Below are 17,050 nucleotides of genomic sequence, written 5' to 3' on the forward strand. Positions count from 1 at the left end.
ATCCCCCTATTTCTTTAGCTCGTTTAAGAAGCTTGTTCCGTATTCTGGCATTTTCACACCGAAGTTTTCTGCTACTGTTGCACCAATATCAGCAAATGTTTGACGAAGTGGTAATTCTTGTCCGCCTTCTTTCATGCTTGGGCTATATGCCAATAATGGTACATATTCACGTGTATGGTCAGTACCAGGGTGAATTGGATCATTACCGTGGTCTGCTGTAATTAATAATAGATCATCTTCTTTTAGTTTTGCGAATACTTCTGGAAGACGTGCATCATATTCTTGCAGAGCTTCTCCGTATCCTTGTGGATCACGGCGGTGGCCGAATAATGCATCAAAGTCAACTAAGTTTAAGAAGCTAAGACCTGTAAAGTCCATATTTAATGTATCTACAAGCTTATCCATTCCATCCATGTTAGACTTCGTACGAAGTGATTCAGTTACCCCTTCACCATCATAAATATCAGAGATTTTACCAATAGCAATTACATCGTAGTCACTATCTTTTAATTCATTCATTACTGTACGGCCGAATGGTTTTAATGCATAGTCATGACGGTTTGGTGTACGTGTAAAGTTTCCAGGTTCACCAACGAATGGACGAGCAATAACACGACCTACCATGTATTTCTCATCTAATGTTAATTCACGTGCAATTTTACAGATTTTATATAACTCATCAAGTGGCACTACTTCTTCGTGTGCTGCAATTTGCAATACGCTATCAGCAGAAGTATAAACGATTAAAGAGCCTGTTTCCATTTGCTCTTGACCAAGTTCATCAAGAATCTCAGTTCCAGAAGCTGGCTTATTACCGATAATTTTACGGCCTGTTTTTTCTTCTAATTCATCAAGTAATTCTTTCGGGAATCCTTCCGGGAACACTTGGAATGGTGTATCAATGTAAAGGCCCATGATTTCCCAGTGACCTGTCATTGTATCTTTACCAGTAGATTTCTCTTGCATTTTTGTGTAATATCCAAGTGGTTTCTCTACTTTAGAGATACCTTTCATTTCTCGAATGTTACCAAGACCTAATTTCACCATGTTAGGCATTTGTAACCCATTCATATGTTCAGCAATGTGACCAATTGTGTCAGATCCTAAATCACCAAATTGCTCAGCATCTGGTGCTTCACCGATTCCCACAGAGTCCATTACGACTAGGAATATACGTTTATATTTATTCATAACTGCGCCCTCCTATAAGTTCAGTTCTACTTCTTGTAGTATGTTCAAAACGCTATAAAGTGAAACTGTTATCAAAAAGAATTCTCATTGTCAAACAGTACTTCTTTAAATCATTTTCTAACCTATTTCGTTTACTTGAAACGATTCAAAAACATTTCTAGTTTTTTCTAAGTCAGATGTCAGACATCTGATACTGATATCATAACATGTTTACGCTTTCTTTTTAATACATTTTCGTAGAATTTCTCATTTTCTTCACACTTCTATTGTAATCCATTCTGCAACGAAGTGCTAATTTTTTTATGATTTATTTCTTCATATTAAAAATAAAAAGTAGCTCTAAAGAGCTACTTTTTATTTTACTTCTATTGTTTCTTCTTTATGTTCATGCAATTCGCCTTTTCTTACATGTACTTTCACTTTGTAAGCACCGTTCTCTTTGAAAGTATGTTTCGTTTCATACTCTCCTTTATTTCCTTCTTTCGCTGGAATAAATTCGTGTTTTTCAACACCATCTTTCCAAATCTCTAGTTGTACTTCAGCACCAGTTAATGCTTCTTCTTTTTGCTTTAAATGAACTTTCATTGTAGATTCAGCATTTGCCTTTATGTCTCCAGCCATAAGATGGATCATTGTGTCACTTTTATGATCTCCATGTCCTGCACTGTGATCACTATTTTCTTTTTTTGCATCTTCTACTTTCGCATTTCCTACAGCAACTTTATGTTCTGGCATAACGTGCATATCACGTGCATTTGTATGAGGAATAATATGATATACTCCGTCAGTTTCAAATGTTTTCTCTACTGCATAAACACCTTTTCCTTTATGCTTACCATCTAACATCTCGTGCTTCTCGTCGCCATCTTTCCAAATTTCAAACTTTACATCATCGGCATCGGTTACTCTTTCTTTTCCTTGTGTAACAAGTGCTTGTACTTCTGTTTTTTCACCAGGTTTAATTTCTTTCGGATTCGTTTGAATTGCTACGTTTACACTTTCAAGTTTCTTTTCTTTTTTCGGTTCTTCTTTGTTTGTATTACAGCCAGCCAACGCTAGCATCGCGATAAATAAAGTTATAATCAGTTTTTTCATCATCATTTCCTCCTTTATACTCTATTTAGTATAGAGGAAATACATTGTAATATTCCAGTCTTCTGCTGAAAACAATATACGAAATGTTTGTGAAGTTTCTGTGAAGCGGTCTTCCCCTCTTAATCTATGAAAAAAGAGCATAGTAACTATGCTCTCGGATGAAACTGTTTATATACATCTTTTAATCTAGTTTTTGAAACGTGCGTATAGATTTGAGTCGTTGAAATATCTGCATGTCCAAGCATTTCTTGTACAGCACGTAAATCTGCTCCATTTTCTAATAAGTGCGTAGCAAACGAGTGACGCAACGTATGAGGTGTAAGCTCTTTTTCAATATTTGCTTCTTTCGCTAATCGTTTTAATATTTTCCAAAATCCTTGTCTTGATAAACGATTACCATGATGGTTTAAAAAGAGTGCATCTACTACTTTTTTCCCCATTAATTCTCTTCTTCCTTTTTCAATATACTTTTGAATCGCTTCCGTTGCTAAACTTCCTAGTGGAATAATTCTTTCTTTATTCCCTTTCCCTATGCAACGAACAAATCCCATCGTTAAATGTACATCTTCTAAATTGAGTGCAATCAATTCTGAAACACGAAGTCCTGTCGCATACAGTAACTCTAGCATCGCCTTATCACGAATCCCAAAAGCACTTGTCATTTTTGGTGTTTGAAGTAACGCCTCTACTTCATCAACTGATAATACTTTTGGTAATTTCCGTTCCCCTTGTGGCGTTTCAATATGTACGGATGGGTCGTGTTCTACCGCTCGTTCACGAAGTAAAAATTGGTGGAACGAACGAATTGATGCGATATGACGCGCCAATGTTTTCGAAGATTTTCCGTTCTCTTTTAAATACTGCAAAAAATTAACAATGTGTAAACGGGTCACTTCATGAAAAGTTTTCGTCTGTTCCACATTTTGCAAATACTTTACGTAGCTTTTTAAATCCCGTTCATAAGATACTACTGTATTCTTTGCTAATCCTTTTTCGACAACCATATAATGAATAAAATCTTTTAATTGATCTTCCACTCTACACTACTCCCCATTTTCATAGAAAAACATCATTCTATTTACGAAAGCATCCTTTGCCGGTTCTTCATTCCCTGATACTTTTTCTACAGTCTCTTCTTTAGGTTTTTCATAACGATGATAGCTTTCATATTCTTCATTTATCCATAGTATAGCGAAATAAAACAAAATCGTACAACTTGTAAATAATAAAAATACTTTTATTCCATCAAAAGTTAATTTTAAAGCTCGGCGCATTGTAAATTCCTCCAAAATATAAGTTATTACAACATATGCCAAGCTTTCACCAATTTATACCTTATTCAAATAAAAAACCTCTTCCTAGATAAATAGGAAAAGGTTATTTTTCATCCGTTTCATTTTCTTGACAATTTTTACAAATCCCATGGAATGTTAAACGATGATCTTTCACCTTAAAGCTCCAGTCTCGTTCTACTTTCCTTTCCACTTCACCAAGTAAATCTTCTTGTATTTCTTGTACAGCACCACATTGTGTACAAATCAAATGATGGTGGAAACGCTGCGCACCTTCTTGGCGTAAGTCATAGCGTGAAACACCGTCTCCGAAGTTAATCTTATCGACAACTTTTAACTCAGATAATAGTTCTAAAGTTCGATAGACGGTTGCTAATCCGATCTCTGGCGACTTTTCTTTTACAAGGAGGTAAACATCTTCTGCGCTTAAATGATCTTCTTCATTTTCTAGCAGCACACGAACTGTTGCTTCACGTTGCGGTGTTAATTTGTAGCTCGCTGCATGTAATTGCTTCTTAATTCGTTCAATTCTTTCTTCCATTCGGTACTACTCCCTCCTCGCCACTCTTACACCATTATATCAGAAGAAGGGCTTCTGTCAAAAGAAAAAAACAATAAAAACAAATTGATAATTATTCTCAAAAAGTATTTATTTTTTATTAATAGCCTCAACGACTTCTTTCATTAAAACTGGTGATGCGTAAGCCTCCACACTAGAAGCAAGTGCTAACACCACTCCAATTACGAGAAAGAAGCATGTATAACGGATTAATAATGGTAATAGTGGCTCGGTTATTTTTCTAATAAATTGATGCCTAATCATCCGTAAAGAAAAACTTGCAGCAATAGTTGTCATAACGAGAAAGACTGGAATGATAATTAAATTTTGTGGCAAAACAGATACAAATGCTAATAATAATCCATTCCATCCATGCTGACTTACTAAAAAACCAACTGTAAATCCAACGACAACTCCTTTTACAAATAATAAAATAAAAATAAGTGGTAATCCAATAATTGAAATCCCTAAAATCCAAATAAATCCGATGTATTTTAATTGCGAAAAGTAACTTTCTCGAAACATTTCGCCCGCAATGGCAAATTCTCCTTTAGAGACTTGTCCAAAAAAACGTTGTAAATAAAATGATAAATCTTGTTTTTGATTGATTTGTAAACTATTCACCAGAATAGCTCCGAATATTACTCCCATCAATAATAAAACGGCGTTAAATATATATAATGAAGAGTTTTCCTGTATGTGAGACATTACACGGTCTTGCCAATTTTTTCGCCACATTTTTCTTCCCTCCGTTCACACTCTTATTAAAAATGTATGAAAGAAAGAAAAAAGTATGACGAATTAACATTGAAATTCCGCTCTACTTTGCTAAACTAAAAAGTAGAGAATAGGAGGGATTTCTCTTGAAACCATTATTATTAGATTTTCCAACATTATTTCAAACTGAACGCTTGCAAGTTCGTAAACCATTTCCAGGTGATGGTGCAGAAGTATATGAAGCAATCCAAGCTTCTCTAGAAGACTTAGTACCGTGGATACCAATTAACGCTGAAACAGAAGAGAGTGCTGAAGAAATTGTTCGCGAAGCTCACGGACAGTTTTTACTTCGTGAAACACTTGATTTTCACTTATACGATAAAGTATCTGGTACATTCATCGGAGCAATTACACTAAAGCCTGAAAACTGGGATATTCCAAAGTTTTCACTTCACTTCTGGCTACATAGTGCCTATACAAAACAAGGCTATATGACCGAAGCTGTTAAAGGTGCAATTCAGTTCGCCTTTGATAAACTAGGCGCTAGAAGAATTGAAATTCGTACTGATGCAACAAATATAAATGCATGTAGCTTAGCAGAACGTCTAGAATTCATTCTAGAAGGCACAATGGAAAATGATTTCCTAGCACCAGATGGTAGCTTACGTGATGCACGTGTATATGCAAAAATCAATTAAAAAACACTCGCCTTTGGCGAGTGTTTATTTTTGTAGTTGTAAATATTGTACTGCAAACATCGTCTTCGCATCATGAATACGAAGATCTTTCATAAGAGTAATCGCTTCTTCTAACGATACTTCCATTAATTCCACAAACTCATCTTCATCTAACTCAGCTTTATTTTCTTTTTTTGTCAAACCTGTCGCTTTATATACATATAAAATTTCATCTGCGAATCCTGGAGATGTATAGAAAGAAGTAATGAGCTCCATATTTTCACATACATATCCTGTTTCCTCTTCTAATTCACGAACTGCTGTTACCTCAGGTTTTTCACCAGGTTCTAACTTACCAGCCGGAATTTCTATAATCGCCTTTTCAAGCGCTTTACGATACTGCTCAACAAGCACAATTTTCCCCTCATCAGTAATAGCAATAATAGCAACTGCACCAGGGTGATTTACAATTTCACGTTTACTCATTGCTCCATTTGGTAATACTACATCATCAACACGAACTTTTATAACTCTACCATCAAAAATCGGCTCAGTTTTTACTGTTCTCTCTGCAAGATTACTCATACTACTTCATCTCCCTGTTCTATTTCCTATTCTTTCCTCATACATTTTACCACATTGAAAGGAGCGTGATAGAAATGAAAGTTTATATTTTACCAAATCGCGTCACTTTAGTCGGAAAAGCATGGCAAATTCGCCATAAGCTAAAGCAATATAGCAAAGAGTATACAACTGTACAAGAGTGGATTACAGCAAATAAAGTGAAACATTAATCATGCTTTTACGGGCAGTTAATGCACAGCGAAAAGTAAACGTTTGTCAACCTCTTTTCCCTCTCGTACAATAAAGGTAAGGAGGTTGACCTATGAAAAAACGTCAATTAGGAAACTCAGATTTGTTTGTTACAGAAATGGGCCTTGGCTGTATGTCTCTCGGTACATCTGAAACAGAAGCTATGCATATTATCGATGAAGCGATCGATTTAGGAATTAATTTTTTTGATACAGCAGATTTATATGATTACGGATTAAATGAAGAATTTGTTGGAAAAGCCTTGAAGGGAAGAAGAGACCAAATTGTACTTACAACGAAGGTTGGAAATCGTTGGACAGAAGAAAAAAATGGCTGGTCTTGGGATCCTTCTAAAGCTTACATAAAGACTGAAGTAAAGGAAAGTTTACGTAGACTTCAAACTGATTATATTGACCTTTACCAACTTCATGGCGGAACGATTGAAGATCCAATAGATGAAACAATTGAAGCTTTTGAAGAATTGAAAAAGGAAGGTATTATTCGCCATTACGGTATTTCTTCTATACGCCCAAATGTCGTTCGTGAGTATGCAAAACGCTCAAACATCGTTAGTGTACTAATGGAATATAGCCTTTTAAATCGTCGCCCTGAAGAATGGTTCCCCCTTCTGAATGAACACCAAATTAGCGTCATTGCCCGCGGGCCACTTGCAAAAGGAATTTTAACTGACAACAATGCAAGAAAAATAGAAAGAGTAAAGGAAAAGGATTATCTCTCTTATTCTTACGATGAATTACATACAACTCTAGCGAGTGTAAAAGAAACGATTGGAGAACGCTCTTTAACAGGAACAGCTATTCAATATTGCTTACATAATAAGACTGTTGCAGCTGTTATACCTGGTGCAAGCTCGCTTCAACAATTACAGGAAAATATACGAGCTAGCCAACAGTTACCTTTAACGAAAGAAGAATATATACAACTTCAAAAGATTGTTAAATATGACACATATGCTTTGCATCGTTAAAAATATCGAATTACCGATAAATAGAAGACTGTCTCCAGTATTAGGAGACAGTCTTTTTTATAACGTATCATATTTATCAGGATTCGTTCCTACATGTAAATCACGATTCAACGTGTTAATTTGACGTATCTCTTCTTCAGTTAGTGCAAAATCAAAAATAGTAAAGTTTTCTTTAATACGAGATGGTGTAACAGATTTAGGAATTGTAACAATCCCGCTTTGAATATCCCACCTTAATATAACTTGTGCAGGTGTTTTTTCATATTTGTTAGCAATAGCCTGAATGATTGGATGCTGGAATACTTCTCCGCCCCTCATTAACGGACTCCATGCTTCCATTTGAATTTGCTCATCTTGACAATAATTGCGCAACTCAAATTGCGTCAACATCGGATGAAGTTCCACTTGGTTTACCATCGGCTTCACTTTGCAATTTGGTAATAATAGTTCTAAATGATGTTTATGAAAATTAGAAACACCAATCGCGTGCACTTTACCTTCTTCATACAATTTTTCCAAAGCTCGGTACGTATCAACATACTTCCCTCTTACCGGCCAATGTATTAAATATAAATCTACATAGTCCATTTGTAATTTTTTTAAACTCTTTTCAAATGCCTCGAGTGTCTCCTCATATCCTTGATCGTCGTTCCATACTTTTGTTGTAATAAATAGATCTTCTCTTGGAATTCCTGATTCACGTATCGCCTCTCCGACACCGCTTTCATTTTCATATACAGTTGCTGTATCAATCGAACGGTATCCAACTTCTAACGCTGTTTTTACTGCTTGCTTTACTTCGTCTCCTTCTTTCGCTTTATATACGCCTAGACCAATCATCGGCATTTTCACGCCATTATGAAGTGTAGTTGTTGGAATATGCACAGTCGTCTCCCTTTCATTGTTACATTTTTTATAAGCCACAACTTTATTTCAACAAGATTCATCCCAAAAGTCAAAACATACGTACAGTTTACATAACACTTTTATATAGCTAAAAAATAACGTGAACTCATTCATTTAAGTTATTTTCTCTCCATTCTTTCGCTTTTTCATCCACATTGCGCACAAACTCATTTTTCCCTTCTGTATATAACGTGCCATCATATGTATACTTTTCGGCTAATTCTCTCTTTAAGGTTGCATATGCCTCTGCTTCTTCACAATGAGCCATCATATAATCACGAAACGCTAAATGCCTTACAATCTCTGGATTTCCTTTTTCAAACACGTGTAAATGATACGAACGTTTTTCTTCAGTTCCATGAATAAAATATCGGCGTCTTGAAATACCATTTTCCCCTTTTACGATGTAACCAAGCTCTATAAATCGTTCATTCCACCCATCTACTCTTTCGATATTTTCTACTTCCATGATCATATCAATAATAGGTTTAGCTGCCAGTCCGGGCACTGACGTACTTCCAATATGATGAATTTTCACCGTTTCTGGCATCGCTGTTTTTAATCTTTCAGCCTCCATTTGAAATTTTTCACTCCAATGGTTTTCATGTGGAACAACGATAATTTTTCTCATTCTAACTCCCCTTTTCTTACAAGCTCGTCAAAAAATGATCAGTGAAATACCACTGATCATTTTTTATTATTTAAAGTCTTTCCAAGTAAGGTTACTTTCACTTAGCAGTTCTTCAAATGATTTATTCTTTTCACGTTCTTTTTGTTCTTGGCGCTTTCTTTCCAGTTCAGCTGCCTCTTTTTCCTCTTCCCTCACTTGCAACTCTTTCTTCTTACTCTTTAATTGTTGCATGATTGAATCATTTAATTGATCGCCTAATGTAAGTGTTTCTTTCTTCGGTTGATTCACTTGTGATTGTCTTTGTATTTGTCTTTGTTTCTTTTTCTTCATGCTACTCACCTTTTACTTTTTTCTCCATTATAGTAGATACACGATGAAATCGACAATAAAAAAAGGTCTTCACTCTATTATTCACTTTTTGTAAATATGTTAATTTTTCGAAAAGACTAAATTTTTATGTAGCTATAATCCTATGAATCTATTAAAATTATGTCGTATGATGTCAGATTATAAAAAAAGGAGAATTATATTATGTGGAAAAAAATTATTCCTGCCGTTGCTGTTTTAAGCACCATTACTTTTTCAAGCGTATTTGCCGCTCCCCCATCTCAGAATCCAACTGAACAAAACCGCTACATAGACGTACAAATGCTTGGTATTAATGATTTCCATGGACAACTAGATACTGTTAAAAAAATCAATAATAAAGAAGCTGGTGGCGCTGATTACTTAGCTACTTATTTAAAAGAACGTAAAAAACAAAACCCTAATACACTTCTCGTACATGCTGGTGATATCGTCGGAGCTAGTCCACCAGTTTCAGCATTATTACAAGATGAACCGACAATTGAATTTTTAAATGACTTAAAATTTGATGTCGGTACAATCGGAAACCATGAATTTGATGAAGGTATTGATGAAATGCAACGCCTCATTTACGGTGGATATCATGAAAAAACAGGGAATTTCAAAGGGGCTAACTTCCCCTATGTAGCTGCTAACTTCTACAACAAATCAACTGGCCGCTTATTTTTACCACCGTTTACTGTAAAAATGGTAGATGGTGTTCCTGTAGGATTCATTGGGGTTGTTACAACTGATACACCAAATGTCGTTATGCCTACGATGCTTAACAATGTACAAATTACTGATGAAGTAGAAGCAATTAATAAATCAACACAACAATTAAAACGTCTCGGCGTTAAATCTATCGTCGTTCTTGCTCATGTCGGTGGAACAACCGATGAGTCTGGGGTAACAAATGGCGATCTTACTCGAATTGCAAATGAAACAGACCCAGAAGTTGATGTTATTTTCGGTGGACATAGTCATACGTATGTAAATGGTACAGTAAATAATAAACTAATTGTCCAAGCAAATTCATACGGAACGGCTTTCTCAGACGTGGATGTAACAATTGATCGTAAAACAAAGGATATTGTAAAGAAAAAAGCTGAAGTTGTTACAACGTATCATGAAGGTGTAGAACCTGATAAACAAGTAAAGAAAAAACTAGATCAATATAAAGAAAAAATTGCACCACTTGTAAATGAAGTAGTCGGAAAATCTACAGCACCTATCGACCGTAAACAAAATGATGCTGGTGAGTCCACTCTTGGAAATTTAGTTGCCGATGCTCAGCGTCAAACGATGCAAACTCAAATCGCCCTCATGAATCCTGGTGGCATTCGTAATGACTTAGATGCTGGTGATATTACGTGGGGTGAGTTATACGGCATTCAACCTTTTGGAAATCAATTAATTAAAGTAGATTTAACAGGTCAAGACATTCGCGATATTTTAAATCAGCAATGGCAAAAAGGAACAACAAGAATGCTTCAAATTTCAGGTATTCAATATACGTGGGATGCAAATAAACCAAACGGTGAAAAAGTTACAAATATACGTTTAACAAACGGAGAAGAATTATCTCCATCTACAACGTATAGCGTAGTTGCAAATGCCTTCTTAGCTTCTGGCGGTGACGGATTCGTATCATTTAAAAATGGTAAAAATGCAGAAACTGGTCCAAACGACTTTGAAGCGTTAGTCGATTACGTAAAACAATTAAAAGAACCAATTCAGCCAGTTATTGATGGAAGAATTCAAAAAGTAAATTAAGTGTTTCTCTAATAATAAATTTCATTTTTCACGCCATAAAGGATTTATACTGATCCTCTATTTTATACGTAATATACATCATAAAAAGGATACTCGTTCTTCCAATGAACATAGTATCCTTTTCTTTAGTTATCAAAATGTGATGTTTTGTCAACTTCATATTGCTGTAAAAATTGGTGCAACGCCTCTTCTACAAGTTTAGATTTTTGAATTCCTTTCGATTCTGATATAAGGTCCAATTGTGATAATATTTCTGTATTAATAGAAAAGGTTCGTCTCTTCTTCTCTGTACTTTTACTCATAATTGGTACAATTACTTCTTCTCTTTTTCTTAATAATTCATAAATGCTTTGTAATTGCTCATAAATTAACAATTGATAATCTGTTTTCTCATATTGAAGGGCGGTCGCTTCTTGGAGTTGTAAGTGACGTGGTTCTTCTCCATCTCCTACAAAAATACGTTTCTTCTGCTCTCCATCATATTCGTATCCAATCAATCTTAATTTCTTCGATAATGTATACGGGCTTATTTCAAGACGCTTTGCTATAATAGCGATGGGTTCACGTCTATTTAAACCATCTATAATTTCTCCAATCGTCACAATTTCCCTCCTCCCGTGTTGAAATGACACTAGTATGGTATGTTACAATGATTTTCTAACAGTATATGCAAAATGAATAGCCTGTGCGATTCATACGATTTCACAAAAGGAGGTTTTCAATATGCTTTTTCGTAGCTACACCCCTCAGTTCTATAATGAAAACAAACAACTCATTCCTAACAGTATCGCTACGATAGAAAGCGTTATGATTAATAATCGAAAACAAACTCTCCTTATGCGTGGACAAAACGTAGAGCAACCTATTTTATTATGCTGTCACGGCGGACCTGGGATGGCACAAATCGGATTTATTCGCCATTTTCAAAAAGAATTAGAGAAGCAATTTATTGTTATTAATTGGGATCAGCGCGGGGCTGGTAAATCCTTTTCAATGAAAGATTTCGGAGCAAATTTCACAATCGAACAATTCGTTTCCGATGCAAAAGAAGTGATTCAATATGTACTTAAAAGGTTCAACAAACAAAAACTATTTCTCGCTGGTCATTCTTGGGGAAGTATCATTGGGCTTAACATAGCACATCAATATCCAAAGTATATTGAGGCTTACATCGGTATTGGGCAAATTGTACATATGAAACAAAATGAAGAATTGCTATATCAACATTTAATTCGTTCTGCAAAAAAACATAATCATAAAAAAGCATTAGCTTCCCTTTTAAAATTAGGAAAGCCACCATTTTTAGATACGAGACGTCTCATTATTCAAAGAAAGTGGCTTGGCACATTCGGAGGCGCAATCCAAAATGGATCTTCCTTTTCTTTCATACGAAAAGGTTTCTTTTCTCCTGAGTACACGCTATTAGATTGGTTCAAGTTTCTCGCAGGAAATTTAAAATCTGGCGTTTTATGGGAAGAAATGCTGACAATCGATTTCTTTTCTTCTATCTCAAGTTTATCTATTCCAGTTTATTTTTGTTCTGGTCGCTATGATTATCAAACTCCTTATGCACTCGTTCAGGAATATTGCGATATTATTGAAGCGCCTATAAAAAAGATGATTTGGTTCCCAAACTCAGCACATTCTCCTGATCTAGAAGAACCAGAATTATTCGCCAATTCTTTGCAATCAATTAAACAAGAGCTAGCTTTTCAGCATTAGTCACAAAAGGCTCTTTTACATTTCATAGAAAACATTTTATAATAATATGTCGCAAGTATGTATAAACATAGCAAAATATTTCATATGTACTTGTCTTAACAGAATAAAAATTTAGGGAGATTACATTTATTATGAACGCTGTACTCGTCGCAGTAGCAATTATGCTATTGCTTAGTTTGTTACGTGTCCAGGTCATTGTCGCCATCATTGTTGGAGCTTTAACAGGCGGACTTATCGGCGGACTCGGTATTTCAGAAACGATTAACACTTTTACAACTGGTCTTGGAAACAGTGCTCCAATCGCTTTAAGTTATGCAATGCTTGGTGGTTTCGCTATTTCTCTTTCCAAAACAGGACTTCCAGATGCTATGATTCAAACTGCATTAAAATGGATTGGCAATGAACAAGACACGAAAAAACAAGTTTATTCTAAGGTACTTATTTTATTCATTATTTTAATGATGGCTTGTTTCTCACAAAATGTGATTCCTGTTCACATTGCTTTCATCCCCATCTTAATTCCAGCACTTTTAAAAGTATTAACTGAGCTGAAAGTGGATCGCAGACTTGTCACATGTATTATTACATTTGGATTGATTACTCCTTATATGTGGATCCCTGCAGGGTTCGGAAAAATTTATCATGACGTATTGCAAACCAACGCTGCGCAAAGCGGTCTTACATTTGATGTCGCACTTATTCCAAAAGCAATGACTATTCCAGCAATCGGTATGATTATTGGATTATGTGTAGCGGTATTCATTACGTACCGAAAACCTCGTACGTATGAAACAGAACAAATTCATACTACCGAAAATGAAATCGTTCCCTATACAAAACGTAGCATTACTTTCGGGTTATTATCTATTATTGCTACATTAACTGTTCAATTAACAACCGAATCAATGATTTTCGGTGCTTTAGCAGGTATTATCGTCTTATCAGTTAGTGGCAGTCTACCACTTAAAGAAGCAGATGCGATATTAACAAGCGGAATGCGTATGATGTCCTTCATTGGCTTTGTTATGATTGCTGCCGCTGGATTCGGCGCTGTTCTTCGAAAAACAGGACATGTTGAATCTCTGGTGCAAACGAGTGCACATATAATCGGAAATAACAAACCACTCGCTGCATTTCTTATGCTCGTTATTGGACTTCTCGTTACGATGGGAATTGGTTCATCCTTTTCAACCATCCCTATCTTAACAACCATTTTTGTACCTCTTTGCATTCAGCTTGGATTTAGTCCAATGGCCACAATTGCAATTATCGGTACAGCCGGAGCACTAGGTGACGCAGGATCTCCAGCATCGGATAGTACCCTTGGACCAACATCCGGTTTAAATGCTGATGGTCAGCACCATCATATATGGGATACATGTGTACCCACTTTTCTACATTACAATATACCGTTACTTATATTTGGCTTTATTGCCGCAATTACATTATAAAAAGGTGCGTATAAAACGCACCTTTTACTTTTTTATTTTTCCTTTTAATTGTTGAAAAGCTACTTTTCCATTATCTCTGACATAGTTTTCAATTGTCGGTAGTGATGAACCTATCCATTCACACTCTATACTCCCATTCGGTCCAACAATTTTTAATTTATCTGGTATATGTATATTTAGAAATCTCGCTGACCGAATTAACTCAATAGCAATCTGATCACTTGAGGCTACAATTCCATCTACATACGGATTGTTTTGCAATAATGTAATAAATTGTTTATTTGTATACCCTTGTACACATTCTTCTCGATAAGAGATTCCTTCATCCCAAACAGCGTCTAAAAACCCTGCTATATGATCTTCCATTTCTTCACTTTCTTCTCCCTCACCGAAATATGCAAGAAAGTGACACCCTTTCTCTTTTAATAAAGAAACAGCTCTCTGTCCACTTTCATAATAATTTCCATGTGATTGTTGCTCATCGATCACAACAAACGGAAATGGAATTTTTCCTACACTTTTAAAAACTGCTCTTGTCAAAATAACACCTGCAATGTTATTTTGCTTCAGCATATGTATGTATCTATCTTTATTCTCTATATTACAAATAATGATTTGATAACCTTCTTTATATGCTATTTCCTCAATACAATGTAGCAAAGTGATGTTTGATTGGTTACATAAATTATCTACAAGTAATGCAATTATCGTTGAATCCTCTTTAAATAGTGGCTTCGCTGCACTGTTTGGCCTATAACGTAATTCTTCAATTGCTTCCTTTACTTGTTTTACTGTGTCCTCATGAACGTATCCTTTTTCATTAATAACTCGTGAAACGGTTGCGACTGAAACACCTGCCAATTTTGCAACATCACGTATAGTTGCCACATCGTCACCCCTTAATATGGTAATAGATTACAATTTTACGGTAACCTAAATTAAACTATCCGTCAAGATTAATAACTCATATTTCTGAAAATTGTTACATCATTTCACTAAACGATACTCCAACTGAATTTCATGTAAAATTGGGATATTATCATATCCAATACGTGGAATTTCTTTCTTTATTTTTCGTGCCTCCTCTACCGCATTCACATATAAATTAGTCATTACAAAATTACGTTTTTGGTAAAATCGTAACGCATTCATATTATCATTAGTTGTAATAAGCCAAACCTGTCTGCACCGTTCTTCTTCTGCAACTTGTAATACACAATCCACAAGTTTCGTCCCTATTCCTTTTCTTTCTTCAAAGCTATCTAGCGATACAATTTCGCACATATTTCTGGTCACTTCATACGTTATAATTCCGATTATTCTGTCATCTGAGAGCGCAACAAATCCTGGCAACTCTTCTAACTGATGTCCCTTACCACGTGAAACCATCAATGAACTTCCCCAGTTCTCACACATGAACATTCGGATTGTTTCTTTCATCGCTGGCGTAATTTTTTGTATATGCAGCATTTCCTATTTCTCCCCTTTTATATCATTGTGATACAATATAAGTGTATCACATGTAACGGTATTTGGAGGATGAGGTAAAGTATGAAACGTTTTTTTGCAGCACTGTTTACTATACTAGGTGCAATAACTGCCCTTGGGATTTTCTTTACAAATAAAGTGATGTACTTAAAGAAAAAAACAGAGGAAGAAGTACTCGAAAGAGAAACGAAAAAACATTTTCGTATAGAGGATTTTGATGCTCTTCATAAAGAAGAAATTCATATCCCTTCACAATTTGGATACGACCTTCACGGATATTACATTCCTGCTGGTCATTCCACCAATAAGTTTATGGTTTTTTGCCACGGTGTAACTGTAAATAAAATAAACTCTGTAAAATATGCAAACTTATTCTTAAAAAGAGGATATAACGTCCTCATTTACGATCATCGTCGTCATGGTAAAACTGGCGGAAAAACAACAAGCTATGGATACTATGAAAAACATGATTTAAAATCCGTAGTTGACTGGCTAAAAAACCGTTTTGGCACCAATATTACACTTGGTATTCATGGTGAATCTATGGGAGCTGCAACACTTCTTCAATACGCAGGACTTGTAGAAGATGGTGCTGATTTCTATATTGCAGATTGTCCTTTCTCTGATTTTCACGGACAATTACAGCACCGTTTAAAGGTTGAATTCCATTTACCAAAATGGCCTTTATTACCTTTAGCAAACGCATTTTTGAAAGTTCGTGACGGTTATACAATTCGTGAAGTTTCACCAATCGACTGTATAAAAAACATTAACAATCCCGTTCTCTTTATTCATAGTAAAGATGACGACTATATTTTAGCTGATATGACAAAAGCGTTATATGAAGCGAAAGAAAATAATAAGCAGCTTTATATTGCAGAACACGGTGCACACGCTTGCTCTTATAACGAAAATAAAGAAGAGTACGAAGCAGCCGTCGATCAATTTTTAAACACATATGTGAAAGAAACAAAAAACAGGCTTGCATAAGCCTGTTTTTTATTGCGCTAAAACGTCTGTAACTTGTTCCATATTTTCAGAAATCCATTGCATTGCATCATCTAACGTTGGGAATTCTGTCGTTTGAAATGTTACTTCATCTTGCAGTAACCAAACATCCTTTGCCTCTTGCCCTACACCTGCAATGGACCAATGTAACAAACTATATGGATGATTATCATTCAAAAATGATGCCCACGTGCGCTCATTTGCAATGTTTCGTAATGTATGTAATTGTTTATCCATCTCTCGTCACCTTACTCTAGTCAGTTATGAAAACTATTATAACACTCTCTTCTTTCTCAAACAAAGTGCTCTTTTTTCTCCGCTATTTGCGGGCAGTAAAACTCCCACCTCAAAATTCGGCTGAAACAAAGAAGTTAGGTAGGAGATTAACTGC

General features: G+C 35.5%; 21 protein-coding genes. 7 read left to right on the forward strand and 14 right to left on the reverse strand.

All coding sequences use genetic code 11. The features are described 5' to 3' along the window. Window positions 1–6 precede the first annotated feature (6 nt). The 6 genes from deoB to spoIIM form a co-directional block, all read right to left on the reverse strand. Window positions 7–1,191 carry a phosphopentomutase gene (deoB, locus tag BHV55_RS20505; RefSeq protein WP_001046079.1) on the reverse strand — a complete coding sequence of 395 codons (1,185 nt, stop codon included), beginning with the start codon at window positions 1,189–1,191 and terminating at the stop codon, window positions 7–9. 354 nt (window positions 1,192–1,545) lie between these two features. Then, a complete protein-coding gene (locus BHV55_RS20510; protein ID WP_002101286.1) occupies window positions 1,546–2,289 on the reverse strand; it encodes a FixH family protein in 744 nt (247 codons plus the stop codon). 143 nt (window positions 2,290–2,432) lie between these two features. Next, window positions 2,433–3,323 (reverse strand): site-specific tyrosine recombinase XerD, encoded by an 891-nt coding sequence (gene xerD, locus BHV55_RS20515; RefSeq protein ID WP_000390088.1) that lies wholly within the window; start codon window positions 3,321–3,323, stop codon window positions 2,433–2,435. Window positions 3,324–3,329: 6 nt separating this feature from the next. Beyond that, complete coding sequence (locus BHV55_RS20520) at window positions 3,330–3,560, reverse strand: YqzK family protein (RefSeq protein WP_001250432.1); 231 nt, start codon at window positions 3,558–3,560, stop codon at window positions 3,330–3,332. A 103-nt stretch (window positions 3,561–3,663) separates the two neighbouring features. Next, a complete protein-coding gene (gene fur / locus BHV55_RS20525; protein ID WP_000392657.1) occupies window positions 3,664–4,119 on the reverse strand; it encodes a ferric iron uptake transcriptional regulator in 456 nt (151 codons plus the stop codon). 108 nt (window positions 4,120–4,227) lie between these two features. After that, window positions 4,228–4,845: a stage II sporulation protein M gene (spoIIM, locus tag BHV55_RS20530; protein WP_013142149.1), complete on the reverse strand. Its 618-nt coding sequence runs from the start codon at window positions 4,843–4,845 to the stop codon at window positions 4,228–4,230. A 155-nt stretch (window positions 4,846–5,000) separates the two neighbouring features. On the opposite strand from spoIIM, the gene BHV55_RS20535 reads away from it, so the two are divergent. Beyond that, entirely contained in the window at window positions 5,001–5,552 is a 552-nt protein-coding gene (locus BHV55_RS20535; protein WP_000803479.1) for a GNAT family N-acetyltransferase, read from the forward strand. 24 nt (window positions 5,553–5,576) lie between these two features. Here BHV55_RS20535 and BHV55_RS20540 read toward each other — a convergent pair whose 3' ends face one another. Next, a complete protein-coding gene (locus BHV55_RS20540; protein ID WP_000067041.1) occupies window positions 5,577–6,116 on the reverse strand; it encodes an NUDIX hydrolase in 540 nt (179 codons plus the stop codon). Window positions 6,117–6,190: 74 nt separating this feature from the next. Between BHV55_RS20540 and mciZ the strand changes: the two genes are divergently transcribed. After that, entirely contained in the window at window positions 6,191–6,325 is a 135-nt protein-coding gene (gene mciZ, locus BHV55_RS20545) for a Z-ring formation inhibitor MciZ (RefSeq protein WP_000870302.1), read from the forward strand. A gap of 92 nt (window positions 6,326–6,417) precedes the next feature. After that, window positions 6,418–7,332 carry an aldo/keto reductase gene (locus BHV55_RS20550; protein ID WP_000747213.1) on the forward strand — a complete coding sequence of 305 codons (915 nt, stop codon included), beginning with the start codon at window positions 6,418–6,420 and terminating at the stop codon, window positions 7,330–7,332. A gap of 57 nt (window positions 7,333–7,389) precedes the next feature. Here BHV55_RS20550 and BHV55_RS20555 read toward each other — a convergent pair whose 3' ends face one another. The 3 genes from BHV55_RS20555 to BHV55_RS20565 form a co-directional block, all read right to left on the reverse strand. Further along, entirely contained in the window at window positions 7,390–8,217 is an 828-nt protein-coding gene (locus tag BHV55_RS20555) for an aldo/keto reductase (RefSeq protein ID WP_070756938.1), read from the reverse strand. 127 nt (window positions 8,218–8,344) lie between these two features. Continuing rightward, entirely contained in the window at window positions 8,345–8,869 is a 525-nt protein-coding gene (locus BHV55_RS20560; protein ID WP_001226445.1) for a GrpB family protein, read from the reverse strand. A 66-nt stretch (window positions 8,870–8,935) separates the two neighbouring features. Then, window positions 8,936–9,199: a YqkE family protein gene (locus tag BHV55_RS20565; RefSeq protein ID WP_070756939.1), complete on the reverse strand. Its 264-nt coding sequence runs from the start codon at window positions 9,197–9,199 to the stop codon at window positions 8,936–8,938. Between the two features lie 201 nt (window positions 9,200–9,400). Here BHV55_RS20565 and BHV55_RS20570 point away from each other — a divergent pair, with 201 nt between their 5' ends. After that, entirely contained in the window at window positions 9,401–10,990 is a 1,590-nt protein-coding gene (locus BHV55_RS20570; RefSeq protein WP_070756940.1) for a bifunctional metallophosphatase/5'-nucleotidase, read from the forward strand. Window positions 10,991–11,115: 125 nt separating this feature from the next. Here BHV55_RS20570 and BHV55_RS20575 read toward each other — a convergent pair whose 3' ends face one another. After that, complete coding sequence (locus BHV55_RS20575; RefSeq protein WP_000151926.1) at window positions 11,116–11,592, reverse strand: ribbon-helix-helix domain-containing protein; 477 nt, start codon at window positions 11,590–11,592, stop codon at window positions 11,116–11,118. A 121-nt stretch (window positions 11,593–11,713) separates the two neighbouring features. Between BHV55_RS20575 and BHV55_RS20580 the strand changes: the two genes are divergently transcribed. After that, the gene (locus tag BHV55_RS20580; RefSeq protein ID WP_000898975.1) at window positions 11,714–12,712 is read left to right on the forward strand and encodes an alpha/beta fold hydrolase; all 999 of its coding nucleotides are present in this window, start codon (window positions 11,714–11,716) and stop codon (window positions 12,710–12,712) included. 131 nt (window positions 12,713–12,843) lie between these two features. Then, complete coding sequence (locus BHV55_RS20585; RefSeq protein WP_000994819.1) at window positions 12,844–14,163, forward strand: Na+/H+ antiporter family protein; 1,320 nt, start codon at window positions 12,844–12,846, stop codon at window positions 14,161–14,163. A 24-nt stretch (window positions 14,164–14,187) separates the two neighbouring features. Here BHV55_RS20585 and BHV55_RS20590 read toward each other — a convergent pair whose 3' ends face one another. Continuing rightward, entirely contained in the window at window positions 14,188–15,051 is an 864-nt protein-coding gene (locus BHV55_RS20590) for a LacI family DNA-binding transcriptional regulator (protein ID WP_048567765.1), read from the reverse strand. A 99-nt stretch (window positions 15,052–15,150) separates the two neighbouring features. Beyond that, window positions 15,151–15,633 carry a GNAT family N-acetyltransferase gene (locus tag BHV55_RS20595; RefSeq protein WP_000902438.1) on the reverse strand — a complete coding sequence of 161 codons (483 nt, stop codon included), beginning with the start codon at window positions 15,631–15,633 and terminating at the stop codon, window positions 15,151–15,153. A gap of 81 nt (window positions 15,634–15,714) precedes the next feature. Here BHV55_RS20595 and BHV55_RS20600 point away from each other — a divergent pair, with 81 nt between their 5' ends. After that, entirely contained in the window at window positions 15,715–16,641 is a 927-nt protein-coding gene (locus BHV55_RS20600; RefSeq protein ID WP_000819234.1) for an alpha/beta hydrolase, read from the forward strand. Window positions 16,642–16,650: 9 nt separating this feature from the next. On the opposite strand, the gene BHV55_RS20605 is transcribed toward BHV55_RS20600, so the two are convergent. Next, entirely contained in the window at window positions 16,651–16,896 is a 246-nt protein-coding gene (locus BHV55_RS20605) for a DUF2552 family protein (RefSeq protein ID WP_000360793.1), read from the reverse strand. Window positions 16,897–17,050: the final 154 nt, after the last annotated feature.

Source organism: Bacillus sp. RZ2MS9 (assembly GCF_001816185.2).
Lineage (GTDB): Bacteria > Bacillota > Bacilli > Bacillales > Bacillaceae_G > Bacillus_A > Bacillus_A cereus.